The organism is Pseudomonas sp. ok272, assembly GCF_900109995.1.
In the GTDB taxonomy this organism is placed as follows: Bacteria; Pseudomonadota; Gammaproteobacteria; order Pseudomonadales; family Pseudomonadaceae; genus Aquipseudomonas.
The window spans coordinates 77,471-102,710 of the sequence record NZ_FOCB01000014.1 but is presented as its reverse complement, the minus strand read 5'-3'; the positions used below and the strand labels follow the sequence as shown (position 1 = coordinate 102,710).

The window sequence follows — 25,240 nt, the reverse complement described above, 5'->3', positions numbered from 1 at the left end:
GGATCAGCAGCTGTAGTACAGCTCGTATTCCAGTGGGTGTACGAAGGTGCGAACCTTGATTTCTTCTTCGCTTTTCAGGGCAATGTAAGCGTCGATGAAGTCATCGCTGAATACGCCGCCCTTGGTCAGGAACGCACGGCCCTTGTCCAGCTCTTCCAGGGCTTCTTTCAGGCTGCCGCACACTTGTGGGATCTCTTTGGCCTCTTCAGGCGGCAGGTCGTACAAGTTCTTGTCGGCGGCGTCGCCTGGGTGGATCTTGTTCTGGATACCGTCCAGGCCAGCCATCAGCAGGGCCGCGAAGCACAGGTATGGGTTGGCAGCCGGATCCGGGAAGCGTGCTTCGATACGACGAGCGCGCGGGCTGGACACGTAAGGAATACGGATCGAAGCCGAACGGTTGCGTGCCGAGTAGGCCAGCATCACTGGCGCTTCGAAACCTGGGACCAGACGCTTGTAGGAGTTGGTCGACGGGTTGGTGAAGCCGTTCAGGGCCTTACCGTGCTTGATGATGCCGCCGATGAAGAACAGGGCGGTGTCGGACAGGCCGGCATAGCCTTCGCCAGCGAAGGTGTTCTTGCCATCTTTGGCGATGGACAGGTGAACGTGCATCCCCGAGCCGTTGTCGCCGTACAGAGGCTTAGGCATGAAGGTCGCGGTACGGCCGTAGGCAACGGCGACGTTGTGTACGCAGTACTTGAGGGTCTGGACTTCGTCAGCCTTGGCCACCAGGGTGTTGAAGCGCACGCCGATTTCGTTCTGGCCGGCAGTCGCCACTTCGTGGTGGTGCACTTCGATGACCAGGCCCATTTCTTCCATGGCGTTGCACATGGAGGTACGGATTTCGTGGTCGTGGTCGAACGGTGGAACCGGGAAGTAGCCGCCCTTGATACCTGGACGGTGGCCATGGTTGCCGCCTTCCACGTCCTGGTCGGACATCCACGAACCTTGTTCGGAGAAGATCTTGAACATGGAGCCGGAGATGTCGGACTTGAACTTCACTTGGTCGAAGATGAAGAACTCAGGCTCCGGGCCGACGAATACGGTGTCACCGATGGCGGTGGACTTGAGGTAGTCCTCGGCGCGCTTGGCGATCGCACGTGGGTCGCGGTCATAGCCTTGCATGGTCGAAGGGTCGATCACGTTGCAGACGATGATCAGGGTTGGGTCTTCGGTGAACGGATCGAGGACAGCGGTGCTGTCGTCCGGCATCAGGATCATGTCGGAGGCTTCGATGCCTTTCCAGCCAGCGATGGAGGAACCGTCGAACATTTTGCCTTCTTCGAAGAAGGCGTCATCCAGCGCGTCGCGAGCCGGCATGGTCACGTGGTGCTGAGTGCCTTTGGTGTCCGTGAAGCGCAGATCAATCCATTTGACGTCATGATCTTTGATGAGTTGAACCGACTTCGACATAGTGTCCTCCGGGTGGCTTCGGGCGGGTAGTGGAATGCCCTTGGAATGTGGGTGATGCCGGCGCGCATACTCTGCCACGGCAACCTGCCTCACAAGGGAGCAAATTGCATGCCAGTGCCCCGACTTGGGTTTTTTGCCCCAATATCACGCTTATAACGCTGTAAACGGCATAAAGGCGGAAAATACCGCCCTCTAATGTAGCGTCTTCCGCCATAAATGACCCGTTTTGGTGCACGCAAAACCTTCTGCATATTAACTGGTTAAACCTTGAGCAATTTCCGCTATAATCCGCGCCCCCCTTTTTCGGCTGGCTAAGCGCGCGCTGTTTTCATGAAACTAATCGTAAAAGTCTTCCCCGAGATCACCATCAAGAGCCGCCCGGTACGGATGCGTTTCATCCGTCAGTTGGCCAAGAACATCCGTGCCGTACTCCGCGATCTGGACCCGGCTGTGGTGGTGAACGGCGTGTGGGACAACCTCGAGCTGGAAACCCGCGTCACTGACCCCAAAGCCTTGAAGGACATGACCGATCGCCTGAGCTGCATGCCGGGCATCGCGCATTTCCTGCAGGTCGATGAGTACCCATTGGGTGACTTCGACGACATCGTCGCCAAGTGCCAGGAGCACTTCGGCGAGGCCCTGGCCGGGAAGATCTTTTCGGTGCGCTGCAAGCGGGCCGGCAAGCACGAATTCAGCTCCATGGATGTCGAGAAATACGTCGGCAGCCAGCTGCGTCGCCAGTGCAACGCGGCCGGAATCTCGCTCAAAGAGCCGCAAATCGAAGTGCGTATCGAGATTCGCGACAAACGGTTGTTTGTCATCCACAACCAGCACAACAGCATCGGCGGTTACCCGCTGGGCGCGCTGGAACAGACCCTGGTGCTGATGTCCGGCGGCTTTGACTCGACCGTCGCCGCCTACCAGATCATGCGCCGCGGGCTGCTGGCGCACTTCTGCTTCTTCAACCTGGGTGGGCGAGCCCACGAATTGGGCGTGATGGAAGTCGCGCACTTCATCTGGAAGAAGTACGGCAGCTCCCAACGCGTGCTATTTGTCAGTGTGCCGTTCGAGGAAGTGCTGGGAGAAATTCTCGGCAAAGTCGATAACAGTCATATGGGCGTGGTATTGAAGCGTATGATGTTGCGCGCGGCGTCCCGAATCGCCGATCGCCTGGACATCGAGGCACTGGTGACGGGCGAGGCGATCTCCCAAGTGTCCAGCCAGACGCTGCCGAACCTGAACGTGATCGACTGCGTGACCGAGAAGCTGGTATTGCGCCCGCTGATCGCCAGCCACAAGCAGGACATCATCGACCTGGCCAACGAAATCGGCACCGCCGACTTCGCCAAGCACATGCCAGAGTACTGCGGGGTCATCTCGGTGAACCCCAAGACCCACGCCAAGAAACCACGCGTGGAGCACGAAGAGAAAGAATTCGACATGGCGGTCCTTGAGCGTGCGCTCGAGAACGCCAAGCTGGTCCCCATCGATCGAGTCATCGACGAATTGGGCCAGGACTTGCAGATAGAAGAAGTCAGTGAGGCGCTGGCAGGGCAAATCGTCATCGACATCCGTCATCCTGATGCCGTTGAAGACGAACCGCTGGGGCTTGCTGGCATCGAGGTACAAGCGATGCCGTTTTATGCACTGAACGCTCGTTTCAAGGAACTGGACCCTACTCGCCAGTACCTGTTGTATTGCGACAAAGGCGTGATGAGTCGCCTGCATGCCCACCATTTGCTCAGTGAGGGGCATGCCAATGTGCGCGTTTATCGACCGAGCTAAGAGCCCGGGGCTGTTTGCCTGTGGCCTGCGTCACCGGCCCCCCGACGCCGCCGTCAAGCCGTAACCGGCTTGACGGACGCAACGTTTAAATGGCTGCCAAGACTTGTCAGCACACCGAATCCTCTGATCGAGATACACAAGTGATCGAAAATCTACGCAACATCGCCATCATTGCTCACGTTGACCACGGTAAAACCACCCTGGTAGACAAACTCTTGCGTCAATCCGGCACCCTGGAGCGCAGTGAGCTCAACGACGAGCGCGTGATGGACTCCAACGACCAGGAGAAAGAGCGCGGTATTACCATTCTGGCGAAGAACACCGCCATCAACTGGAACGGCTACCACATCAACATCGTGGACACCCCGGGCCACGCCGACTTCGGTGGTGAAGTTGAGCGCGTAATGTCGATGGTCGACTCCGTTCTGTTGCTGGTCGATGCTCAAGACGGCCCTATGCCGCAAACCCGTTTCGTGACCCAGAAGGCCTTCCAGGCTGGCCTGCGTCCGATCGTGGTGATCAACAAGGTTGACCGTCCGGGCGCACGTCCGGACTGGGTTCTGGACCAGATCTTCGACCTGTTCGACAACCTGGGTGCTACCGAAGAACAGTTGGACTTCAAAGTCGTCTACGCCTCGGCCCTGAACGGCATTGCCGGTCTGGAACACACCGACATGGCTGAAGACATGACCCCGCTGTACCAGGCCATTGTCGACCACGTTCCGGCGCCAAAAGTCGACCGTGACGGCCCGTTCCAGATGCAGATCTCCGCACTGGACTACAACAGCTTCCTGGGTGTTATCGGCGTTGGCCGTATCGCTCGCGGTCGCGTCAAGCCTAACACCCAGGTGGTGGCTATCGACGCCGACGGCAAGCGCCGCAACGGTCGTATCCTCAAGCTGATGGGTCACCACGGCCTGCACCGCATCGACGTTGAAGAAGCAGCTGCCGGCGACATCGTCTGCGTCAGCGGCTTCGACCAGCTGTTCATCTCCGACACGCTGTGCGACCCACTGAACGTCGAAGCGATGAAGCCGCTGACCGTTGACGAACCTACCGTTTCGATGACCTTCCAGGTTAACGACTCGCCGTTCTGCGGCCGTGAAGGCAAGTTCGTGACCAGCCGTAACATCAAAGAGCGTCTGGACAAAGAGCTGCTGTACAACGTTGCTCTGCGCGTTGAAGAAGGCGACTCGGCTGACAAGTTCAAGGTCTCCGGCCGTGGTGAGCTGCACCTCTCGGTACTGATCGAAACCATGCGTCGCGAAGGCTTCGAAATGGGTGTTGGTCGTCCGGAAGTGATCATCCGCATGGTTGACGGCGTTAAGCACGAACCGTACGAAAACGTCACCATCGACCTGCCAGAAGAGTCCCAGGGCGCGATCATGGAACAGATCGGTATCCGTAAGGGCGACCTGACCAACATGGTTCCGGATGGCAAGGGCCGTGTGCGCCTTGAGTACAACATCCCGGCGCGTGGCTTGATCGGTTTCCGTAACGAGTTCCTGACCCTGACCTCCGGTGCAGGCATCCTGACCTCGATCTTCGACCGTTACGACGTGATGAAGTCCGGCGACATGTCCGGCCGTCAGAACGGCGTGCTGGTTTCGGTCGCTACCGGTAAGGCACTGACCTACTCGCTGGAAACCCTGCAAGCACGTGGCAAGCTGTTCCTGGGCCACGGCGAAGACGTGTACGAAGGTCAAATCGTCGGCATCAACAGCCGCGACAACGACCTGGGTGTCAACCCAACCAAGGGCAAGAAGCTCGACAACATGCGTGCATCGGGTAAAGACGAAACCATCGCTTTGGTTCCGCCTATCCGCTTCACCCTGGAGCAGGCCCTGGAATTCGTACAAGAAGACGAGCTGTGCGAAGTGACGCCGAAGTCCATCCGTCTTCGTAAGAAGATCCTGGGCGAAAGCGAGCGTACCCGCGCTGCCAAGAAGTCCGGTAACTAAGTCATTTAGTTAGCGGCAAAAAAACGCCCCCGACCGCAAGGTCGGGGGCGTTTTTGTTTGTCTGGGGGGTGTGGTGTTTGAGCGGCCCTATCGCGAGCAGGCTCGCTCCCACATGAGGTCCGTGGTGTTCACACAACCCTGTGGGAGCGAGACCGGCTTGCCGGCGAAGAGGCCTTGTCAGGCAGCGAACATCCGGATCAGAACTTGTCCAGTGTCCGCAGTTGGGTCTCGCGCACCACTTCCTTTGGCTTGTACGCGCAATACCCAGGCCGCGGGCCGATCTTCGGGTGGTTGCGGCAGGTATCCGGGCGCTTGTCATAAATAGTGCAGAAGCGGCTCTTGCGATCCAGGTACAGGCAATCGTTGTTGCTCATGCGCTGCAGCGTGAAGATCTCGGACTTGTTGTTGTAGCGCTCGACGATCCCTTCCTTCTGCAGGCGCTTGGCGATGTTCTTCGGCGGATCGCCGCGTTCGAACTCGTCGACGATGCCAATGCGGATCAGATCCTTGATCTTGACCTCGACCGGCAACGTGCAGCAGCTGGAGATGCAGCCGCCGCACATATGGCTGGAATACTTCTGCCAGGTTTCGAGACGGTCGAGTTCCGCGGCGGCGATCAGTTGAGGCTTCATCGGGTTTCCAAGGGGGGAGCGTTGTATCAGGGCGCGGGATCATACGGGATTGGTGGTTTTTTGAACAACTTTTTCCGGAGGCTCGGCCGACCGGTGCGTTGGCCCGTACGCCGCCCAGCGTTTCAGGGCGCGGCGTCAGGCAGGCACTTTAGGAAAAGTCTCCTATGGCTATTGGGGCGGGTGGATATACTGAGCGGCAGGTTTGCTGGATGTTTGAGTGCCGTAGGCACCATTAAATATGGGCTCGGCATTCAATCGTCCGGTCTCGCTCGGCAACGGGCCGCATAGGGAAATCGACCATGCAATGGATGTTCATGCTCATAGGCCTGGTGCTGGGCTGGCTACTCGATGAGTCGTTCAGTGATGCCCTGATCGGCGCCCTGATCGGCCTGGCGGTCGGCCAGGTGTTCATGCTCCGGCGCTTGAACGCGCAAGCGCAACAGCAGGGGCGGGCGCTGAAGCAGGCACAGGTGGCCCTCGCCGCGGTTGAGCAGCGGCTGGCGGCGCTGGACGGCGGTGCCGCGCCGATCAGTGTGGCGGTCCCCGTTGCCGAGGAGACCCTGGCCCCGGCGGCTGCAGCCCCGGCCGCGCCCGAGTTGGTCTGGGAGCTGCCACCCGCGAGCGTCGTGGCCCAGGCCCCGAGCCACGTCGAGCCCGCGCCGGTCGACCTGTGGGTCGCGCCACCTGCGCACCCCGCCGCACCTCTCCCCCCGGCGGAACCACGCGGCCCCACGCTGTTCGAGCGCGCCATCAGCGCCGGGCGCACCTGGCTGTTCGGCGGCAACACGGTGCTACGGGTCGGTGTGGTGCTGTTGTTCTTCGGCCTGGCGTTCCTGCTGCGCTATGCCACCGAAGGCATGGTGGTGCCGATCGAGCTGCGGTATGCCGGTGTGGCGGCGGCGGCCTTGGCGTTGCTTGGCCTGGGATGGTGGCTGCGCCTGCGCAATACCCAATACGCGCTGATCCTCCAGGGCACCGGCATCGCCGTGCTGTATTTGACGGTGTTCGCCGCCATGCGCTTGCACCTGCTGCTCGACCCGACTGCGGCCCTTGGCCTGCTGGTGGTGGTGACGGTGTTCTCGGCGATCCTGGCGATCACCCAGGACTCCCTCGCCCTGGCCTGCGCCGCCGCATTGGGCGGGTTCGCCGCGCCGATCCTGACGTCCACCGGCGCCGGCAACCATGTCGCGCTGTTCAGCTACTTTGCCCTGCTCAATGCCGGCATCCTGGGCATCGCCTGGTTCAAGGCCTGGCGCCTGCTGAACCTGATCGGCTTCGTGGGTACGTTCGGCATCGGCCTGGCCTGGGGCTTGCGTTCCTACACAGCGGAACTGCTGTGGAGCACCGAGCCGTTCCTGATCCTGTTCTTCCTGATGTACCTGGCCATCGGCCTGCTGTTCGCCCGACGCAAACTGCTGGAGCTGAGCGATGCCCCCGAGGAGGGTGGCCGCGATGCGCTGCTGCACTGGTCGGCGCGCAAGGGCGACTACGTCGACGGCACGCTGCTCTTCGGTCCGCCGCTGGTGGGCTTTGGCTTGCAGTTCGCGCTGGTCCATCACCTGGCGTTCGCCGCGGCCTTCAGCGCGCTGTTGCTGGGCTTTATCTACATGGGCCTGGCCCGCGTACTCAGTGGCGGGCGGGCCGTGTTGCTGGGCGAAACCTGCCTAGCGCTGGGGGTGATCTTCGCCAGCCTGGCGATTCCCCTGGGCCTGGATGCACGCTGGACGGCCGCCGCCTGGGCGGTCGAAGGCGCGGGGATCTACTGGCTCGGTTTGCGCCAGCATCGTCCCCTGGCGCGGGCCTTTGCCGTGCTGCTGCAACTGGGCTCGGCGCTGGCGTTCGTCCGTGAGCTGAACATCGGCGCTTCCAGCCTGATCGACGGTGCGCCGCTGGGCGCGTTGATGCTCGGGATCGCATTGCTGTTCACCTTCTATCAGCTACGCAATGCCTTGCCCGAGCAAACCCATGCCTGGGAACGCCGAGGCTTGCCGGTGCTGGCGTGCGCCGGACTGATCTTTCTCTACCTGCTGGCGCCGCTGTTCTTCTTTGTCCAGGGCACGGCGATCAGTTGGGCGCTGATGGGGCTGGTGACGTTGTTTGTCGGCCTGCGCCTGCAATCGCGGACCTTCCTGTTCACCGCGTTTGCCGTGCAGTTGCTCGGCGGCGTGCTGTTCCTGCTGCGGCTGCAAGGTGCCAGCAGTGATTCGACGGCCGTCTTGAGCGCCGGTTGGGCCGGCTTGATGAGCGCCTCGTTGATCGGCCTGGCGCTGATCGGCGGGATGCTGCTCGCGGCCCGCGACACCCTGGTGCGCGCCGATGTGCGCGTGCTGCGCGGCTTGTCGCTGGTGCTGCTGGCCGGGTTGGCGCTGATCAACCTGGCGGTGTTGTTTGTCCTGCCCTGGCAAACCGCGAGTGCGGTGTGGGCGGCCAGTGGCGTGTTGATCATCTGGTTGAGCCTGTACCTGCAGCAACGCGTGAGCTTTGTGTTTGGGTTGGTGTTGCAGGTGATCGGCGGCGCGGCGTTCCTGATAGCGGCCCCGGACCTGTTGGGACCGTTGACCCGCGAGGGCCTGCAACCGCTGGCCCACGGTGGATTCTGGGCGCCGATGGTGTTGGGGTTGGCGGCGATGGTTGGCGCCTGGCGCTTGCAGGTGGGCAAGCATGCCAGCGCATTCGAAGCCCTGAGCCTGCGGCGCTTGTCCGAGTTGCTGCTGGCCTGGGGCGCGGCCTGGTGGGCGTTGGCCTGGCTGACCGAGGTGCTGCGTTTTGCCCCGGTCGAGTTGCACACCGCATTGTTGCTGGGCCTGGCCGCGTTGAGCGTGACGCTTTGGACGTGGCTGGCCTTGCGCTTGAACTGGTCGGCGCTGGGCGTGCTGTGCACCTTGCTGATCCCGGCCGCTGCGACGGTGTTGTGGTCGGCCTCGTATGGGCGTTATCACCCGGCGGCCGATTTCGGCTGGCTGGCATGGACCGCGCTGTTCGTCGTGCACTTCGTTTCGCTGCGGCGCCTGGCGCCGATGCTCCCGGCGCAGGTGGCGAGCGTCGCCCATGTGTTGGGTTGCTGGGTGTTGATCAGCGTGTTGGCGCTGGAGTTGCGTTATGGCCTGCTGGTGTTGTCCGAGCAGTACAACGCCTGGCGCTGGCTGGGCTGGGCGATCTTGCCGAGCCTGTACCTGGTGCTGATGGCGGCGCCCCGTGCCTGGCCGTGGCCGGTGTCGACGTATGCCCGCGAATATCGGGTCTACGCCGCGCTGCCGCTGGCGGTGTTGATGCTGGGCTGGTTCTGGCTGGCGAACATCGTCAGCTCGGGCAACGCCGAACCCCTGCCCTATGTGCCATTGCTCAATCCGTTGGACCTCGGCCTGCTGTTCGCCCTGTTCGGCGTGTACCTGTGGTCGCGCAGTGCGCTGGGCCAGATGGCGATGGGTTTCAAACATGCCGGGCTCGTCAGCGAAGGGGTGGCCGGGGTGTCGCTGTTCGCGTTCTTCACCGCGGTGGTGATGCGCAGCGCCCACCATTGGGGCGGCGTGCCGTATGAGCTGGAGGCGTTGCTCGAATCGATGCTGGTGCAGGCGTGCCTGTCCATCGTCTGGACCTTGATTGCCCTGGGTCTGATGATCGGCGGCCATCTGCGTCATCGCCGGGAAGTGTGGCTGGTGGGTGCGGCGTTGATCGCGCTGGTGGTCGCCAAGCTGATCTTTGTCGAATTGAGCAACCGGGGCGGGCTGGCGCGGATCGTATCGTTCATCGGCGTGGGCGTGTTGCTGCTGGTGGTGGGCTATTTCGCCCCGTTGCCGCCCAAGCGTGTCGAAGCGACGCCTGAGACTGAATCTGAAGGAGTATCACCGTGAGTGCGAAGCTATGGCTGGGTGTGGTGGGGATTGGCGCGGCGCTGTTGGCCCAGGCCCAGGCCCAGGAAGCCCCGACGGACTTCGCCACGCAAGTGCCCTTGAGCCTGAGCGGCGAGGGACCGTGGTATCGCCTGGAGCTGCCGCTGGCGGTGCAATTGAATGCCCGCCAGAGCGACTTGAGCGATGTGCGCGTCTTCAACGCGGCGGGCGAGGTGCAGGCCTACTCCCTGGCGCGCGAGCAAGCCGGGAGCAGTGAAACCCTGGCGCTGCATGACGTGAAGTGGTTCCCGCTGTACGCCTCGGCCGACGCTGACGCCCCGAGTGTGCGTGTAGAGTCCACTGCCAACGGCACGCTGGTGCAAGTGCAGCCGTCCAGCACCCCGGGGGCCAGCGACGCTGTGCGTCGCGGCTGGCTGCTGGATGCCAGTGCGATCAAGGCGCCGTTGCAGCAGTTGATCCTCGACTGGTCCAGCGCGCAGGACGGCTTCCAGCGCTTCACCCTCGAGGCCAGCGACGACTTGCAGGATTGGCAGGCCTGGGGGGATGGCCAGGTGGCACGCTTGTCGTTTGCCGATGAGCGCGTGGAACAGCATGAAGTGGCCTTGCCCGGCGCGCGCGCACGCTACTTGCGCCTGCTGTGGCAATCGCCCCAGGCCGCGCCGATGTTGACCTCGGCGCGATTGCAAAGCGCCACGGCCGGCAGCGTGGTGCAGCCGTTGAGCTGGTCCGAGCCGTTGGCGGGCACCGCCTCCGCGCCCGGCGAATACACCTGGCAATTGCCGATGGGCTTGAACGTCGAGCGCCTGGAGGTGGCACTGAACCAAGCCAACAGCCTGGCGCCGGTGACATTGGCCGGTCGTCGCGACAGCAGCCTACCGTGGCGGACCTTGAACAGTGGCCTGCTCTATCGCTTATCCCAGAATGGCCAGGAGGTGGTGCAGAACCAATTGGCGCTGCCGGGGCAGGTGGTGCAGCAGTTGAAATTGACCGTCGATGAGCGTGGCGGCGGCCTGGGGGCGCAGGTCCCGAGCGTGCGCTACGCGGTGGGCGCGGCACAGTTGGTGTTCCTGGCGCGGGGCGACGGCCCGTACACCCTGGCGCTGGGCAGCGCGACCGCGAAGGCGGCGAGCTTGCCGTTGTCGACGCTGATTCCCGGCTACAGCCCCCAGCGGTTGGCGAGCCTGGGGCACGCCCAGGTGGAGGGCGCCGCGCGGCTGACTCCGCCGTCGACGCTGTCCGTGGCACCGCGGGCTGGCGAGACTGACTGGAAGACGTTCGGCCTGTGGGCGGTGTTGTTGCTCAGTGTGCTGTTTCTCGGTGCCATGGCGTTCAGCTTACTGCGCAAGCCGCCGGTCAAGCCCTGAGGGCGGCCACATCCGCGCCATTTGCGACTACGCTCAACCCGGCACATGAACTCAGTTGAGTGATTCTCGTCAGATAGCAGCCAAAGCGCCGCGACTCGCGTTAAACTGCGCGGGTTTTTAGCCCCCCCTGTCCTCCGGAGCCGTCCATGTCCCGCGTTACCCTGAGTCGCTATTTGATTGAACAGACCCGCAGCAACAACACTCCTGCCGATCTGCGCTTTCTGATCGAAGTCGTGGCGCGTGCCTGCAAGGAAATCAGCCACGCCGTGTCCAAAGGCGCCTTGGGTGGTGTGCTGGGCAGCATGGGCACGGAAAACGTACAGGGCGAAGTGCAGAAGAAGCTCGACGTGATCTCCAACGAGATCCTGCTCGAAGCCAACGAATGGGGCGGTCACCTGGCCGGCATGGCGTCCGAAGAAATGGACAACGCCTACCAGATCCCGGGCAAGTACCCGAAGGGCGCCTACCTGTTGGTATTCGACCCACTGGACGGTTCGTCGAACATCGATATCAACGCGCCGGTCGGCACCATCTTCTCGGTGCTGCGTTGCCCGAACGAGTACCTGACCCAGAACGAGCCTTTGAATGAAAAGGCCTTCCTGCAGCCGGGCACCCAGCAGGTCGCCGCCGGTTACGCCATCTACGGCCCGCAGACCATGCTGGTGCTGACCCTGGGCGACGGCGTCAAAGGCTTCACCCTGGACCGTGAAATGGGCAGCTTCGTGCTGACTCACGAAGACATCACCATCCCGGCTTCCACCCAGGAATTCGCGATCAACATGTCCAACCAGCGTCACTGGGAAGCCCCGGTACAACGCTACGTCGACGAATTGCTGGCCGGCGAAGACGGTCCGCTGAACAAGAACTACAACATGCGTTGGGTCGCCGCGATGGTCGCCGATGTGCACCGCATCCTGACCCGTGGTGGCTTGTTCATGTACCCACGCGACAGCCGCGAGCCGTCCAAGCCGGGCAAACTGCGCCTGATGTACGAAGCCAACCCGATGTCGTTCCTGGTGGAACAGGCCGGTGGTGCCTCCACTGACGGTCATCAGCGCATCCTCGACATCCAGCCAGAAGGCCTGCACCAGCGTGTTGCGGTGTTCCTGGGCTCGAAGGAAGAAGTTGAACGTGTCACGGCCTACCACAAGGCCTAAGCCATGAACGCGCCCTGGCAGCCGTTGCTCGAATGGTGGTTCGGTTCAGCCGACCACCCGGGCGACGTAGCGGCCGAGAAGGGCGGGTTGTGGTTTGGCAAGCGTGACAGCCAGGACCTCGAAGCGCGCAGGCGTTTCGGGGACTGGGTGCAAGAGGCACTGGCCGGTGGTTTGACTGAGTGGACGCAACGTCCCGACAGTTGGCTGGCCTTGGTGCTGTTACTCGATCAATTGCCGCGCATGATCTTTCGCGATACCCCCCAGGCGTTTTCCGGCGACCCGCGTGCCCAGCAGCTCGTGGCCCAAGGTATTGCCGCGGGTTTCGACCAGCAACTGCGGCCCATCCAGCGGGTGTTCATCTACCTGGTGCTGGAGCACAGCGAAAGCCTCGCGGTGCAGGATGACGCCATCTCACGGTTCACCGAGCTGCTGAACCAGCAACCCGAGGCCGATCGCGCGGTGTTCGCCGATAACCTGGACTACGCCGAGCAGCACCAAAGGATCATCGCCCGGTTTGGCCGGTTTCCCCATCGCAATGCGTTGCTGGGGCGTGAGTCGACGGCGCAGGAGCTGGCGTTCCTATCGCAACCGGGCTCGCGGTTTTAAATCGGCTGTGCGGCGTAGGTCGCCTTCGCGAGCCGGGCTCGCGAAGGGTCCATCAAGGACACTAGATCCTGAAACTGCCCACCAACTGCTTCAACCGTGCCGCCTGTTGTTCAAGGTCGGCGCAGGCGCGCAGGGTCGATTGCAGGTTCTCCACGCCTTCCTGGTTGAGGGTGTTGATCTCGGTGATGTCGACGTTGATCGACTCGACCACCGCGGTCTGCTCTTCGGTGGCGGTGGCCACGGATTGGTTCATGCCATCGATCTCGCCGATGCGCTGAGTCACGCTGCCCAGGCGCTCGCCGGCCTGGTTGGCGATGCCCACGCTGCTTTCGCTCTGGCGCTGGCTGTCGGTCATGATGCTCACCGCCTCGCGTGCGCCGACCTGCAGCTCCTCGATCATGGTCTGCACTTGCTGCGCCGAGTCCTGGGTACGATGGGCGAGGTTGCGCACCTCATCGGCCACCACCGCAAAACCGCGTCCGGCTTCACCAGCGCGGGCCGCTTCAATCGCCGCGTTGAGCGCCAGCAGGTTGGTTTGCTGGGAGATGCTGGTGATCACTTCGAGGATCTGCCCGATGTTCACCGTGTGGCTGTTGAGGGTCTCGATGTTGCCGCACGAGTCGCTGATCTTGGCCGACAGTTGTTGCATCGCGGCGATGGTTTGATCCACCACCTGCTGGCCATCCTTGGCCAGGCTGCGGGCATCGCTGGAATGTTGCGAGGCGAGGGCGGCGTTCTGGGCGATTTCCTGGGCGGCTGCGCCCAGTTGGTTGATGGCGGCGGCGACACTGCTGGTGCGCGAGGCCTGCTGATCGGAATTGAACATCGACGAGTTGGACGCACTGACCACCCGCAGGGCGACTTCGTTGACCTGCCCGGTGGCCGACGCCACTTCGCGGATCGAGGTGTGGATGCGCTCCACGAAACGGTTGAACGAGGTGCCCAGGGCGCCGAATTCGTCCTGGCCGTGGATGGTCAGGCGTTTGGTCAAGTCGCCTTCACCCTCGGCGATGTCATGCATGGCCCGGCCCATGTCCAGCAACGGCTGCATCAACACGCGGATCAGCACGCCCAGCAAGGTGATGATGATCAGCACGGCGATGACCATGGCGATCAATGCCGAGGTGCGGAACTCGCCGAGCATCGCGAACGCGGTGTTCTGGTCGAGCACCAGGGCGACATACCAGTCGGCCGACGGCACACCGTTGACGTGGGTGAAGGAGATGAACTGGCGCTGGCCGTCGACTTCGACCTCCTGCATGCCAGGGGTGATTTTCGGCGCTCCGGCGGGGTAGGCCTCGCTGAGGTTCTTGAGCACCAACTGGCTGTCCGGGTGAATCAGGATCTTGCCGTCGCTGCTGACGATGAACGCATGGCCATGGCCACCGAAGTTCAGCGAGTTAATGATCGCACTGACGCTGGACAGGTCGATGTCCGCGCCAGCCACGCCGGCCATCTGGCCTTGATGTTGCACCGGGGTGGCAACGGTGATCACCAGCTTGCCCGAAGACGCGGCGATATAGGGTTCGGTGACGATGGTCTGCTGGGCGCCATTGGCCGCCTTGTACCAGCCGCGGGTGCGCGGGTCGTAGTCCGCTGCGCGATTGCCGGCCGGCACCGAATACATCACGCCATCGGCGCTGCCGAAGTAGCTCAGTTGGAAGTTGCGGGCGTACGCCGGCAGGCCGACGGCACGCTTGAGGTTGTCCAGGGCCGGGCCGTCGACAGCCACTTGTTGGGCCAGGGATTGCAGCAACTGGATGCGACTTTCCAGCCAGGTCTGGATGTTGCTCGTGGTCAGGCTGCCCAGTTCCTGCATCGAGGCTTCGGTGCTGGTGCGCAGGGTCTGGCGTTGGCGGTAATCGTTGAACAGGATGAAACAGGCGAATGCAACGGCGACCACCAGGGCCGCAGCGAGCAGGATCTTGTGACTGAACTTCATGTTTCTGGTCATGGGCAGGAGCTACCGCGGGAAGGCTAATCAACGAGGGGCGACAAATTGCCACAGCAGGGCAATGCGTTGCTTCTATGTCGACTGGCGGGCGGCAAAGATGAGGTGCGCCGGATGAAATCCGACGAAATGCCTGCAGGGGCCTGACTGCGTGGCGTTCGGGTGGTTCTGATCGCGAAGAAATACCCGGTAACGCTGGGAACCGGATGGGGGTTTTCTCTTCTAAGCTTCAGGTTGGCAGCCATGCCGCCCTCTTTTTTCCAGGAGTTTCACCATGTCGCTGCGATCTATCGCCTTGCTGTCCCTCTGTGTGCTGTTGGCCGCCTGCAGCAAGGTCAACCAGCAAAACTACTCGAAACTGTCGACGGGCATGCCCAAGGCTGAAGTCGAGACCCTGCTGGGTACACCGACCGACTGTTCCGGCGCGCTGGGCATGTCCAGTTGCACCTGGGGTGACAAGAACAGCTTTATCAGCGTGCAGTATGCCGGTGACAAAGTACTGATGTTTTCCGGGCAAGGCCTGAAGTAACCACTCAGGGCGCTTGCGCCCACCAGAGAAGAATAATGATGCGCTTTGCAGTTGCTCTTTTGGCCAGCTTGTTGCTGGCTGGCTGTGCCACCTCCGGCACCGATTCACTGGCGCCGAAGACGGCCGGTAGCGTCAATCTCAAACGCTATCAGGGCACGTGGTATGAGCTGGCGCGTATGCCCCTGTACTTCCAGCGCAATTGCGCGCAGTCCGAGGCCCACTACACCCTGCGGGCGGACGGTGACATGGACGTGCTCAACCGTTGCCTGACCCCCGAGTCGAAGTGGGAGCAGGTCATGGGCACGGCGACGCCGCAGGTGGCGGGGCAGACGGACAAGCTGTGGGTGAACTTCGATAACTGGTTTACCCGGCTGTTGCCCGGTGTGGTCAAGGGCGACTACTGGGTGCTGTATGTCAGCGATGACTACCAGACGGCAATTGTCGGCAACCCCAATCGTCGTTACCTGTGGCTGTTGTCACGCAAGCCCGACATCAACCCCGACACGCGCGAGGAACTGCTGAGCCGGGCGCGTCAGCAGGGGTACGACACCACGCGACTGATCTGGCGGGTATCGGATACCGCGATGGCGCGAGCCTCGAAGTAGTCGCACATCCCCTGTGGGAGCGAGCCCGCCCGCGAAGACGGCGTGTCAGGCGACTTTAATGGTGCCTGACACCGCGCTTTCGCGAGCAGGCTCGCTCCCACACAGGGGGTTGTCCCACATTGGGTTCTTGAGTCAGCCCAAGAGCTCGCGCAGGACCTGGGTGAACGCCCGATTGCTTTCCTCCTCCCCCGCATGATGCCCGTCGCGCACCACCCACTTGCCATTCACCAGCACATCGCGCACCTGGCGGTCGGTGCCGGCGAATAGCCAACGATTGAGAATCCCGTCGCCGCTGGCCGTGGCCAGGTACGGGTCATTGCCGTCCAGGACCAGCCAGTCGGCGCGCTTGCCGACGGCCAACTCGCCAATCGGCTGGCCGAGGGCCTGGGCGCCGCCGTCGAGTGCGGCGTCATACAGGGTGCGGCCGACCATCGGTTGCTCGGCGCCATACAAGCGGTTGCGGCGTTGATCGCGCAGGCGCTGGCCGTATTCCAGCCAACGCAGTTCTTCCACCACGCTCAGCGACACATGGCTGTCGGAACCGATGCCCATGCGCCCGCCCTGGGCGAGGAACTCCACGGCCGGGAAAATCCCGTCCCCCAGGTTGGCTTCGGTGGTCAGGCACAGGCCGGCGATCGCCCGGCTCTTGGCCATCAGGCTGACTTCTTCCGGGTTGGCGTGGGTCGCGTGGACCAGGCACCAGCGCTGATCGACGTCGACGTTGTCGTACAGCCATTGCAACGGCCGGCGCCCGCTCCAGGCCAGGCAGTCGTCGACTTCCTTTTGTTGCTCGGCGATATGGATATGCACCGGGCAATCGCGGTTGCTGGCGGCCAGCACTTCGCTGATTTGTTGCGGGGTGACCGCGCGCAGGGAATGGAAGCACAGCCCCAGTTGCTGCGCCGGTTGCGCGGCCAGGACCGGCTGCAAGCGCGCGTGCAGGGCCAGGTAGTTTTCGGTGCTGTTGATAAAACGCCGCTGGCCCTCGTTGGGCGCCAGGCCGCCAAACCCCGAGTGGCTGTAGAGCACGGGCAGCAGGGTCAGGCCGATGCCGCTGGCACTGGCCGCCTGGCTGATCTGCAGCGACAACTCGGCCGGGTCCGCGTACGGCTGGCCGTGGTGATCATGGTGCACGTAGTGGAATTCGGCGACCGAGGTGTAGCCGGCCTTGAGCATTTCGATGTACAGCTGGCGGGCAATGACCCCCAGTTGTTCGGGGCTGATTTTTCCGACGAGGCGATACATCAAGTCGCGCCAGGTCCAGAAACTGTCGTTCGGGTTGCCCGCCACTTCGGCCAGCCCGGCCATGGCGCGCTGGAACGCGTGGGAGTGCAAATTGGGCATGCCCGGCAGCAGCGGACCACGCAACCGTTCGGCGCCTTGCGCGCTCGCATCGGCCTGGATGTGGGTCAGCAGGCCGTCGGCGCCGACCTCAAGACGTACATGGTTGGCCCATCCACTAGGCAATAGCGCGCGTTCGGCAAAGAAGGCGGACATGGTTCGGTTCCCCATCGTGTTTATTTGTATATACATATACAGACGTTTGCCTGCTCGGTAAACTCCGGCAAGCTAGTGGCTTGTACTCTTTCACTTCATTCACGAACAAGGATCTCCCGTGCCGACTCCGCCTGCCACATTGCCGCCCAATGCCAATCTGAGCGCCAATCTGGACGACAGTCCGGCGCCCTTGTACGCGCGCGTCAAACAGATGATCACCCAGCAGATCGACAGTGGTAACTGGCCGCCGCACTACCGCGTGCCTTCGGAAAGCGAACTGGTCAGCCAGTTGGGTTTCAGTCGCATGACCATCAACCGCGCCTTGCGCGAGATGACGGTGGATGGCCTGTTGGTGCGCATGCAGGGCGTCGGCACGTTTGTCGCCGAACCGAAGGGCCAGTCCGCGCTGTTCGAGGTGCACAACATCGCGGATGAAATCGCCGCGCGCGGTCATCGCCATAGCTGCCAGGTCATCACCCTCGAAGAAGAGTCCGCCGGCTCCGAGCGTGCCCTGGCGCTGGACATGCGCGAAGGCCAGAAGGTCTTCCACTCGCTGCTCGTGCACTTCGAGAACGACATCCCGGTGCAAATCGAGGACCGTTTCGTCAACGCCCTGGTGGCCCCGGACTACCTCAAGCAGGACTTCACCCTGCAAACCCCCTATGCCTACTTGAGCCAGGTGGCGCCGTTGACCGAAGGCGAGCACGTGGTCGAAGCGATCCTGGCCGAGCCGGCGGAATGCAAGCTGCTGCAAATCGAACGGGGCGAGCCGTGCCTGCTGATTCGTCGCCGCACCTGGTCGGGGCGTCAGCCGGTGACCGCTGCGCGGCTGATCCACCCCGGTTCCCGTCATCGCCTGGAAGGGCGGTTCCATAAATAAGGGCCTTGAATGCGTGAGTTGAAGGTTTTACGCGCCGTTGATTACCCGCGCATGCCGTGGAAGAACGGCGGCGGCAGCACCGAAGAAATCACCCGCGACGCGGGCACGGGGCTGGATGGGTTTGGCTGGCGTCTGTCGATTGCCGATATCGCGGAGTCGGGCGGGTTCTCCACCTTCGCCGGTTACCAGCGGGTGATCACCGTGCTGCAAGGCGCGGGCATGACCTTGAGCGTCGATGGCCAGGACACTCGGGCGCTGTTGCCGCTCGATCCGTTTGCCTTCAGCGGCCAGAGCCAGGTGGCCTGCACGCTGTTGGATGGACCGATCCGCGACTTCAACCTGATCTATGCGCCGCAGCGCTACCGTGCCCGACTGCAATGGCTGGCCGGTGAACAGCGGTTGCTGACCTCGGCCGGCACGGTGCTGGTATTCAGCGTGAGCGAGTCGCTCAGCGTCCAGCTCGATGGCAGCCTCCAGCACCTGGGCCGCCACGATTGCCTGCACGTGGATGCCAATGCCGGCTTGCTGGACATCGCCGTCAACGCCCCGTGCTGTGTCATCGAACTGACGCCGCAGGCGTAAGGGCGCTTAGTGCCGTTCGAGGGTAAAGCCTCGAACGGTGACATCCAGCTCGTTGGACATCTGCTTGAGCGCCTGGATGGTTTCGACGATGTTCTGCTGGACCGAGACATTTTCTTCGACGCGCTTGGCGACGGTCTCCACGTTGCGGGCGACGTTTTCGCTGGTCTCGCGTTGCTCCTGCAGCGCATTGGATATCTGGCTCACCGCGTTGAGCGACTCATCCAGCACCGCCTTCACCCCATGCATCGACTCGCCGGCACTGTCGATCAACTGCTGCCCGCAGAGCACCCGCTCGCGTCCAGCGCTCATGCCACTCTTGGCTTTGCTCATGCCGCCCTGAATCGCGCTCACCAGTATCACGATCTCGGCGGTGGAACTGGCGGTGCGCGAAGCCAGCTCGCGGACTTCATCGGCGACCACGCCAAATCCACGCCCCTGTTCCCCGGCCCGGGCCGCCTCGATGGCGGCATTGAGGGCCAGCAGATTGGTCTGCTCGGCGATGCCGCGGATCACGTCGATGATCCTGCCGATGGCGTTCGAGTGGATGGCCAGTTGATGGATATCGTCTGAGGTCTGGGTCACCAGGTGGGCAATGTGCTGCATCTCCTGGATGGAGCGGTCCATGCTGGCGATGCCTTGGCGGGTGATGTGATCGGCCTTTTGCGTGGTGTCCCGTGCGGCGGCGGCATTCTCGGCAATGTGCGTGATGTTGCTCGACATCTGTTCCACTGCGGCGGCAATCGAGGACGCCGCGTCGTGTTGCGCGGCGGCCTGTTCCAGGCCTTGTTCCGATGACGTGCCCAGGTGCCGGGTCGAGGCTTCGATCTGTTGCGCGGCCTGGCGGACCTTGCCGATCATCGCGCGCAGGCTGTCGCGCATGGCGTCGACGGATTGCATCACGCCGGTGGCGGTCCTGGCGCCGCGCTCGGGCTCGACCAAATGGCCCTGGGCGATCTGCGCGCTGAGGTCGGCCAGTTCGCTGGGCTCCGCCCCGAGGTGGCGCATCAGGCGGGCGCAGTACATCCGGGTGTAGGTGCTGCCCATCAGTAGCGCCGCCCCGAGGAGGAGCAGTTTCAGCGTCTGGTAGAACTCATAAAAGGCCGAGCTCTGTTCGAACTGCAGCCGCGCTTCTTCTTGCTGGGCGTTGGACAGCTGCAAGAACAGTTCGGACAGCGGATCGATCAGCGGGTAGAGCTGCCGGGACGCGAAGTGTTCCAGGGCCGGAGTGATGGGGTCGCGTTGATTCAGCAGTTGTTGCAAGTGCTGCAAGGGCGCGTCGGCCGCCTGCATCAGGGGGGTGATCCGGGCAATCAGTTTGACTTCCTCGGGCGCCGACTGGGTCGAGACAAAGCCGCGCCACAGGCGCTCGATTTCACCCCGCGCCTGCTCGATTTGTTGGGCCGCCTGGGGCCCCGTGTAGGTGCCGTCCCGGGCCTTGTGCGTGGCATCGACGATGCTGACCGAATACAGGTCGGAGATTTTCTTCAAGTCCTGGATGGGAATGACCCGGTCGACGTAGACCCGCTTCAGGCCCTGGACCATCGAGTGCATGCCGTATGAGCCGAGTGCGCCGATGCTGAGCAAGCTGGCCAGCAACATAGCGGCCATCAGCAGGAGATGGGTTCTGACTTTCCACTGTTTCATGGGGGTTCCTCGCGAGGGGTAATGACTGTCGGTGGCCTAGGCATCGGCGAGGGGTGAAAGAGGTGGAGTAGGACGATTCTTGCTTGTGTGTAGGTTGTTTCCTGTATGCACCCAGCGGTGCGCGAGGTGTTACTGAACGCCCCAGCGTGGGGCGAACGTCACTCGGGCTGAGGGTATGAGCGCCGTCAGCGCTCAACCGAGCCTGTTCGGCAAAGCCTTGAACGACGGGCGCTTCAGACCAATCCGCGAATTTCGTGAGCCGTCAGCCGTCGAGTTGGCCGCTTGATTGCATATGCTTGTATGTACAAGTAAAGACGTATGCGTATGAGTCACGATGACTCAACCATCGTCCACTGATTCGCCCATTGCCTGGGCTGGTTTGGATTGATTGCTGAGGAGTTTTTTCGTGACCGAGCAAAAGCCTACAAAATTTCGTGATGTCGAGATCCGCGCCGCCCGCGGCAATACGCTGACCGCCAAGAGCTGGCTGACCGAAGCGCCGCTGCGCATGTTGATGAACAACCTCGACCCGCAAGTCGCCGAGAACCCCAAGGAACTGGTGGTCTATGGCGGTATCGGGCGTGCGGCGCGTAACTGGGAGTGCTACGACAAGATCGTCGAAAGCCTGACTAACCTCAACGATGACGAGACCTTGCTGGTGCAGTCCGGCAAACCCGTCGGCGTGTTCAAGACCCACACCAACGCCCCGCGCGTGCTGATCGCCAACTCCAACCTGGTGCCGCACTGGGCGAGCTGGGAGCACTTCAACGAGCTGGACGCCAAGGGCCTGGCCATGTACGGCCAGATGACCGCGGGCAGCTGGATCTACATCGGCAGCCAGGGCATCGTCCAGGGCACCTACGAAACCTTCGTCGAAGCCGGTCGCCAGCACTACAACGCCAACCTCACCGGCAAGTGGGTCCTGACCGCTGGCCTGGGCGGCATGGGCGGCGCCCAGCCATTGGCCGCGACGCTGGCCGGTGCCTGCTCGCTGAACATCGAATGCCAGCAGGTGAGCATCGATTTCCGCTTGAGCAGCCGCTACGTCGATGAGCAGGCCACCGACCTGGACGACGCGCTGGCGCGTATCGCCAAGTACACCCGCGAAGGCAAGGCGATCTCCATCGCGCTGCTGGGCAACGCCGCTGAAATCCTCCCCGAACTGGTCAAGCGCGGCGTGCGTCCGGACATGGTCACCGACCAGACCAGCGCCCACGATCCGCTCAACGGCTACCTGCCGGCCGGCTGGACCTGGGACGAGTACCGCGCACGCGCCAAGACCGAGCCGGCGGCCGTGATCAAGGCTGCCAAGCAGTCGATGGCGGTCCACGTCCGGGCGATGCTCGACTTCCAGAAGATGGGCATTCCGACCTTCGACTACGGCAACAACATCCGTCAAATGGCCCAGGAAGAAGGTGTCGAGAACGCCTTCGACTTCCCGGGTTTCGTTCCCGCCTACATCCGTCCCCTGTTCTGCCGTGGCATCGGCCCGTTCCGTTGGGCGGCGCTGTCGGGTGACCCGCAGGACATCTACAAGACCGACGCCAAGGTCAAGGAACTGATCCCGGACGACGCCCACCTGCACAACTGGCTGGACATGGCCCGCGAGCGCATCAGCTTCCAGGGTTTGCCGGCACGGATCTGCTGGGTTGGCCTGGGCCTGCGCGCCAAGCTCGGCCTGGCGTTCAACGAGATGGTGCGCAGCGGCGAGCTGTCGGCCCCGGTGGTGATCGGCCGCGACCACCTGGACTCCGGCTCGGTATCGAGCCCGAACCGCGAAACCGAATCGATGCAGGACGGTTCCGACGCCGTGTCTGACTGGCCGCTGCTCAACGCCTTGCTCAACACCGCCAGCGGCGCGACCTGGGTCTCGCTGCACCACGGTGGCGGCGTCGGCATGGGCTTCTCCCAGCACTCGGGGATGGTGATTGTCTGCGACGGTACCGACGAAGCGGCCGAACGCATCGCCCGCGTGCTGCACAACGACCCGGCCACCGGCGTCATGCGCCACGCCGACGCCGGCTATCAGATCGCGATTGATTGCGCCAAGGAACAAGGGCTGAACTTGCCGATGATTACCGGCAAGTAATGCTTGCCCCGTAGGCACGAGGCTTGCCCGCGAACGTGTGTCAGTCAAGACGCCTTCGCGGGCAAGCCTCGCTCCTGCAGGGAAACACTCCAACCAAAATAACAATCCACAAAGGTTGAACCATGGCTGTCAGCAGCGAACGCGCAAGTAACAAACCGTTGATCGAGAAGCGTTCGATCGACTACATCCCGGAAGCGGAAAGACACGGTCGTCTGTTCAGCCAGTTCACCCTGTGGATGGGGGCCAACCTGCAAATCACCGCGATTGTCACCGGCGCCTTGGCCGTGGTGCTTGGCGGTGATGTGTTCTGGTCATTGATCGGTCTGTTGATCGGTCAATTACTGGGCGGTGGCGTGATGGCGCTGCATGCGGCGCAAGGGCCCAAGCTTGGCCTGCCGCAGATGATTTCCAGCCGGGTACAGTTCGGCGTGTACGGCGCGGCCATCCCGATTGTGCTGGTCTGCTTGATGTACCTGGGCTTCACCGCAACGGGAACCGTGTTATCCGGCCAGGCGCTGGGCCAGTTGTTTGGCGTCAGCGACACCGTCGGTATCCTCCTTTTCGCCAGTGTCATCGTGCTGGTCACGGTGCTCGGTTATCGGGTGATCCATTGGATCGGCCGTGTTGCCAGTGTCATTGGCGTGATTGCCTTTGTTTATCTGTTCAGCCGTCTGATGAGCCAGGTTGACGTTGGCGCGCTGTTGCAAATCCGCCACTTCAGCTGGAGCAGCTTCTTGCTCGCGGTGTCGCTCGCAGCGTCCTGGCAGATCGCCTTCGGCCCTTATGTGGCTGACTATTCTCGCTACCTGCCGAGCAAGATTTCCTCGGTGAAAACTTTTTTTGCCGTCGGCGCAGGTTCGGTCATTGGGGCGCAGGTGGCGATGGTCCTCGGGGTGTTCGCTGCCGCTTCGGCCAACGGCCAATACGCCGGCCATGAAGTGGCCTACATCGTTGGTCTGGGTGGTACCGGTGCCACCGCTGCGCTGCTGTACTTCAGCATCGCATTCGGCAAGGTCACCATCTCCACGCTGAACTCCTACGGCAGCTTCATGTGCATTGCGACCATCTTCAGCGGTTTTCGTGGCGACCTGAAGGTCACGCGCTTGCAGCGTCTGGTGTTCGTGCTGGTCATTGTGGGGGCTGCGACCCTGATGGCGTTGCTCGGTCAGCACTCGTTCCTCGGTGTGTTCAAGTCCTTCATCCTGTTCCTGCTGGCGTTCTTTACACCTTGGAGCGCGATCAATCTGGTGGACTACTACTGCATCACTCGCGAGCGCTATGACGTACCGGCGCTGGCCGATCCGAATGGTCGCTACGGTCGTTGGAACCTTCTGGGTATCAGCGTCTATGTGTTTGGTGTGCTGGTGCAACTGCCGTTCATCTCCACCAAGTTCTACACCGGTCCGCTGGTGGCGGCCCTGGGTGATGTGGATATTTCCTGGATCATCGGTCTGGTGCTTCCCGCAGCCCTGTATTACCTGTGTGCGAAACGCTGGCACGGCGCAGTGCCTGATCGTTTGATCCTGCCGGTCGAGCAGGACGCGATCACCGAACAAAAGCTGAAGGTGGGTCGCGCTGAGGCGCAGGCCTGATTGGATGTGGACAGGGCCGGATGCCTCTTGACTGCCGTAAGCCAACTCATGATTAGGAGCGTCACAACAATGAAATCGAACAAGACCCTGCTGACCACATTGCTTTCCCTGGGCCTGCTGGCCAGCGCGGGGGCCTCCCAGGCCGCCGGTTGGTGTGAGTCGGGCAAACCGGTGAAATTCGCCGGCCTGAACTGGGAAAGCGCCATGCTGCTGACCGACGTGCTGCAAGTCGTGTTGGAGAAAGGCTACGACTGCAAGACCGACAGCCTGCCCGGCAACTCCATCACCATGGAGAACGCCCTGAGCAGCAACGACATTCAAGTGTTCGCCGAAGAGTGGGTGGGCCGCAGCGAGGTCTGGAACAAGGCCGAGAAGGCCGGCAAAGTTGTGGGTATTGGCGCTCCGATCGTGGGTGCCGTCGAAGGCTGGTACGTGCCTCGCTATGTGATCGAAGGCGACGCCAAGCGCAAGCTCGAACCCAAGGCGCCGGACCTGAAAAATATCGCCGACCTGGCCAAGTACTCGGCGGTGTTCAAGGATCAGGAAGAGCCGGGCAAGGGACGCTTCTACAACTGCCCGGCTGGCTGGACCTGTGAGCTGGAGAACAGTGAAATGCTCAAGAGCTATGGCCTGGAAAGCAGCTACACCAACTTCCGCCCGGGCACCGGTCCGGCCCTGGATGCGGCGGTGTTGTCGAGCTACAAGCGTGGCGAGCCGATCCTGTTCTACTACTGGTCGCCGACCCCGTTGCTGGGCCATGTCGACCTGGTGAAGCTGGATGAAAAACCCGGCGTGGACAGAAGCGTGGTGATCAAGGTCGGCCTGTCCAAGACCTTCCACGACGAAGCGCCGGAACTGGTGGCCGTGCTGGAGAAGGTCAACCTGCCTATCGATCTGTTGAACCAGAACCTGGCGCGCATGACCAACGAGCGGATCGCCTCGCCCAAGCTGGCGAAGATCTTCCTCAAGGAACATCCTGAAGTCTGGCAAGCGTGGGTCAGTGAAGACGCGGCCAAGAAAATCAACGCGGCACTGTAGGTCGACACCTCCCGGCTAACCGAGGGGCTGGCCGGGACGTTCACCACACCCACTTGATTGAGAGTCT

18 protein-coding genes and 2 pseudogenes are annotated in these 25,240 nt (G+C 62.4%); 13 read left to right on the top strand and 7 right to left on the bottom strand.

Annotated elements, in window-relative coordinates; all coding sequences use genetic code 11:
• Positions 1–3: 3 nt before the first annotated feature.
• On the bottom strand, positions 4–1,410 hold the full coding sequence (glnA, locus tag BMW74_RS19470) for a glutamate--ammonia ligase (protein ID WP_093425291.1): 1,407 nt from the start codon (positions 1,408–1,410) through the stop codon (positions 4–6).
• 330 nt (positions 1,411–1,740) lie between these two features.
• Here glnA and thiI point away from each other — a divergent pair, with 330 nt between their 5' ends.
• Positions 1,741–3,195 carry a tRNA uracil 4-sulfurtransferase ThiI gene (thiI, locus tag BMW74_RS19460; protein ID WP_093425289.1) on the top strand — a complete coding sequence of 485 codons (1,455 nt, stop codon included), beginning with the start codon at positions 1,741–1,743 and terminating at the stop codon, positions 3,193–3,195.
• A gap of 140 nt (positions 3,196–3,335) precedes the next feature.
• Positions 3,336–5,156: a translational GTPase TypA gene (typA, locus tag BMW74_RS19455; protein ID WP_093425287.1), complete on the top strand. Its 1,821-nt coding sequence runs from the start codon at positions 3,336–3,338 to the stop codon at positions 5,154–5,156.
• A gap of 197 nt (positions 5,157–5,353) precedes the next feature.
• Here the strand turns inward: typA and BMW74_RS19450 are convergent, their stop codons facing one another.
• Positions 5,354–5,788: a YkgJ family cysteine cluster protein gene (locus BMW74_RS19450; RefSeq protein ID WP_093425285.1), complete on the bottom strand. Its 435-nt coding sequence runs from the start codon at positions 5,786–5,788 to the stop codon at positions 5,354–5,356.
• A gap of 299 nt (positions 5,789–6,087) precedes the next feature.
• Here BMW74_RS19450 and BMW74_RS19445 point away from each other — a divergent pair, with 299 nt between their 5' ends.
• The 4 genes from BMW74_RS19445 to BMW74_RS19430 all read left to right on the top strand — a co-directional run bounded on the left by BMW74_RS19445 (position 6,088) and on the right by BMW74_RS19430 (position 12,766).
• Positions 6,088–9,639, top strand: coding sequence for a DUF2339 domain-containing protein (locus BMW74_RS19445; RefSeq protein WP_093425282.1), 3,552 nt, complete (start codon positions 6,088–6,090; stop codon positions 9,637–9,639).
• Positions 9,636–11,003 (top strand): DUF3999 domain-containing protein, encoded by a 1,368-nt coding sequence (locus BMW74_RS19440; protein ID WP_093425274.1) that lies wholly within the window; start codon positions 9,636–9,638, stop codon positions 11,001–11,003. The genes BMW74_RS19445 and BMW74_RS19440 overlap by 4 nt, the downstream gene beginning before the upstream one ends.
• A gap of 146 nt (positions 11,004–11,149) precedes the next feature.
• Positions 11,150–12,160 carry a class 1 fructose-bisphosphatase gene (locus BMW74_RS19435; protein ID WP_093425269.1) on the top strand — a complete coding sequence of 337 codons (1,011 nt, stop codon included), beginning with the start codon at positions 11,150–11,152 and terminating at the stop codon, positions 12,158–12,160.
• A gap of 3 nt (positions 12,161–12,163) precedes the next feature.
• Positions 12,164–12,766: a DUF924 family protein gene (locus tag BMW74_RS19430; RefSeq protein WP_093425266.1), complete on the top strand. Its 603-nt coding sequence runs from the start codon at positions 12,164–12,166 to the stop codon at positions 12,764–12,766.
• Between the two features lie 61 nt (positions 12,767–12,827).
• On the opposite strand, the gene BMW74_RS25805 is transcribed toward BMW74_RS19430, so the two are convergent.
• Both BMW74_RS25805 and BMW74_RS25800 read right to left on the bottom strand, forming a co-directional pair.
• Positions 12,828–13,592 (bottom strand): methyl-accepting chemotaxis protein, encoded by a 765-nt coding sequence (locus BMW74_RS25805; protein WP_371911796.1) that lies wholly within the window; start codon positions 13,590–13,592, stop codon positions 12,828–12,830.
• Positions 13,593–13,685: 93 nt separating this feature from the next.
• Positions 13,686–14,708: pseudogene (locus tag BMW74_RS25800) on the bottom strand (cache and HAMP domain-containing protein); the annotation flags it as partial.
• Between the two features lie 283 nt (positions 14,709–14,991).
• Here BMW74_RS25800 and BMW74_RS19420 point away from each other — a divergent pair.
• Both BMW74_RS19420 and BMW74_RS19415 read left to right on the top strand, forming a co-directional pair.
• The gene (locus tag BMW74_RS19420) at positions 14,992–15,246 is read left to right on the top strand and encodes a hypothetical protein (protein ID WP_093425260.1); all 255 of its coding nucleotides are present in this window, start codon (positions 14,992–14,994) and stop codon (positions 15,244–15,246) included.
• A gap of 35 nt (positions 15,247–15,281) precedes the next feature.
• Positions 15,282–15,851, top strand: a complete 570-nt coding sequence (locus BMW74_RS19415) for a lipocalin family protein (protein WP_093425257.1) — start codon at positions 15,282–15,284, stop codon at positions 15,849–15,851.
• A 132-nt stretch (positions 15,852–15,983) separates the two neighbouring features.
• On the opposite strand, the gene BMW74_RS19410 is transcribed toward BMW74_RS19415, so the two are convergent.
• Positions 15,984–17,348, bottom strand: a complete 1,365-nt coding sequence (locus tag BMW74_RS19410; protein ID WP_093425254.1) for a formimidoylglutamate deiminase — start codon at positions 17,346–17,348, stop codon at positions 15,984–15,986.
• A gap of 211 nt (positions 17,349–17,559) precedes the next feature.
• On the opposite strand from BMW74_RS19410, the gene hutC reads away from it, so the two are divergent.
• Positions 17,560–18,228: a histidine utilization repressor gene (gene hutC / locus BMW74_RS19405; RefSeq protein WP_256562617.1), complete on the top strand. Its 669-nt coding sequence runs from the start codon at positions 17,560–17,562 to the stop codon at positions 18,226–18,228.
• Between the two features lie 9 nt (positions 18,229–18,237).
• The gene (locus BMW74_RS19400) at positions 18,238–18,810 is read left to right on the top strand and encodes a HutD/Ves family protein (protein ID WP_093425248.1); all 573 of its coding nucleotides are present in this window, start codon (positions 18,238–18,240) and stop codon (positions 18,808–18,810) included.
• Between the two features lie 6 nt (positions 18,811–18,816).
• Here the strand turns inward: BMW74_RS19400 and BMW74_RS25795 are convergent, their stop codons facing one another.
• Positions 18,817–19,434: a methyl-accepting chemotaxis protein gene (locus tag BMW74_RS25795; protein ID WP_371911794.1), complete on the bottom strand. Its 618-nt coding sequence runs from the start codon at positions 19,432–19,434 to the stop codon at positions 18,817–18,819.
• A 489-nt stretch (positions 19,435–19,923) separates the two neighbouring features.
• Positions 19,924–20,454, bottom strand: a pseudogene (locus tag BMW74_RS25790) (Tar ligand binding domain-containing protein); the annotation flags it as partial.
• Between the two features lie 406 nt (positions 20,455–20,860).
• On the opposite strand from BMW74_RS25790, the gene hutU reads away from it, so the two are divergent.
• The 3 genes from hutU to BMW74_RS19380 all read left to right on the top strand — a co-directional run bounded on the left by hutU (position 20,861) and on the right by BMW74_RS19380 (position 25,173).
• The gene (hutU, locus tag BMW74_RS19390) at positions 20,861–22,543 is read left to right on the top strand and encodes a urocanate hydratase (protein WP_093425242.1); all 1,683 of its coding nucleotides are present in this window, start codon (positions 20,861–20,863) and stop codon (positions 22,541–22,543) included.
• Positions 22,544–22,665: 122 nt separating this feature from the next.
• A complete protein-coding gene (locus tag BMW74_RS19385; protein WP_093425240.1) occupies positions 22,666–24,135 on the top strand; it encodes a purine-cytosine permease family protein in 1,470 nt (489 codons plus the stop codon).
• A gap of 69 nt (positions 24,136–24,204) precedes the next feature.
• Positions 24,205–25,173 (top strand): ABC transporter substrate-binding protein, encoded by a 969-nt coding sequence (locus BMW74_RS19380; protein ID WP_093425238.1) that lies wholly within the window; start codon positions 24,205–24,207, stop codon positions 25,171–25,173.
• Positions 25,174–25,240: the final 67 nt, after the last annotated feature.

What these genes read in the sequence shown, in the direction of transcription:
- glnA (WP_093425291.1), bottom strand. Translation starts at nt 1,410, where the DNA reads ATGTCGAAGTCGGTTCAACTCATCAAAGATCATGACGTCAAATGGATT.
- thiI (WP_093425289.1), top strand. Translation starts at nt 1,741, where the DNA reads ATGAAACTAATCGTAAAAGTCTTCCCCGAGATCACCATCAAGAGCCGC.
- BMW74_RS19450 (WP_093425285.1), bottom strand. Translation starts at nt 5,788, where the DNA reads ATGAAGCCTCAACTGATCGCCGCCGCGGAACTCGACCGTCTCGAAACC.
- BMW74_RS19445 (WP_093425282.1), top strand. Translation starts at nt 6,088, where the DNA reads ATGCAATGGATGTTCATGCTCATAGGCCTGGTGCTGGGCTGGCTACTC.
- BMW74_RS19435 (WP_093425269.1), top strand. Translation starts at nt 11,150, where the DNA reads ATGTCCCGCGTTACCCTGAGTCGCTATTTGATTGAACAGACCCGCAGC.
- BMW74_RS19430 (WP_093425266.1), top strand. Translation starts at nt 12,164, where the DNA reads ATGAACGCGCCCTGGCAGCCGTTGCTCGAATGGTGGTTCGGTTCAGCC.
- BMW74_RS25805 (WP_371911796.1), bottom strand. Translation starts at nt 13,592, where the DNA reads ATGTTCAATTCCGATCAGCAGGCCTCGCGCACCAGCAGTGTCGCCGCC.
- BMW74_RS19420 (WP_093425260.1), top strand. Translation starts at nt 14,992, where the DNA reads ATGTCGCTGCGATCTATCGCCTTGCTGTCCCTCTGTGTGCTGTTGGCC.
- BMW74_RS19415 (WP_093425257.1), top strand. Translation starts at nt 15,282, where the DNA reads ATGATGCGCTTTGCAGTTGCTCTTTTGGCCAGCTTGTTGCTGGCTGGC.
- BMW74_RS19410 (WP_093425254.1), bottom strand. Translation starts at nt 17,348, where the DNA reads ATGTCCGCCTTCTTTGCCGAACGCGCGCTATTGCCTAGTGGATGGGCC.
- hutC (WP_256562617.1), top strand. Translation starts at nt 17,560, where the DNA reads ATGATCACCCAGCAGATCGACAGTGGTAACTGGCCGCCGCACTACCGC.
- BMW74_RS19400 (WP_093425248.1), top strand. Translation starts at nt 18,238, where the DNA reads ATGCGTGAGTTGAAGGTTTTACGCGCCGTTGATTACCCGCGCATGCCG.
- BMW74_RS25795 (WP_371911794.1), bottom strand. Translation starts at nt 19,434, where the DNA reads ATGGACCGCTCCATCCAGGAGATGCAGCACATTGCCCACCTGGTGACC.
- BMW74_RS19385 (WP_093425240.1), top strand. Translation starts at nt 22,666, where the DNA reads ATGGCTGTCAGCAGCGAACGCGCAAGTAACAAACCGTTGATCGAGAAG.
- BMW74_RS19380 (WP_093425238.1), top strand. Translation starts at nt 24,205, where the DNA reads ATGAAATCGAACAAGACCCTGCTGACCACATTGCTTTCCCTGGGCCTG.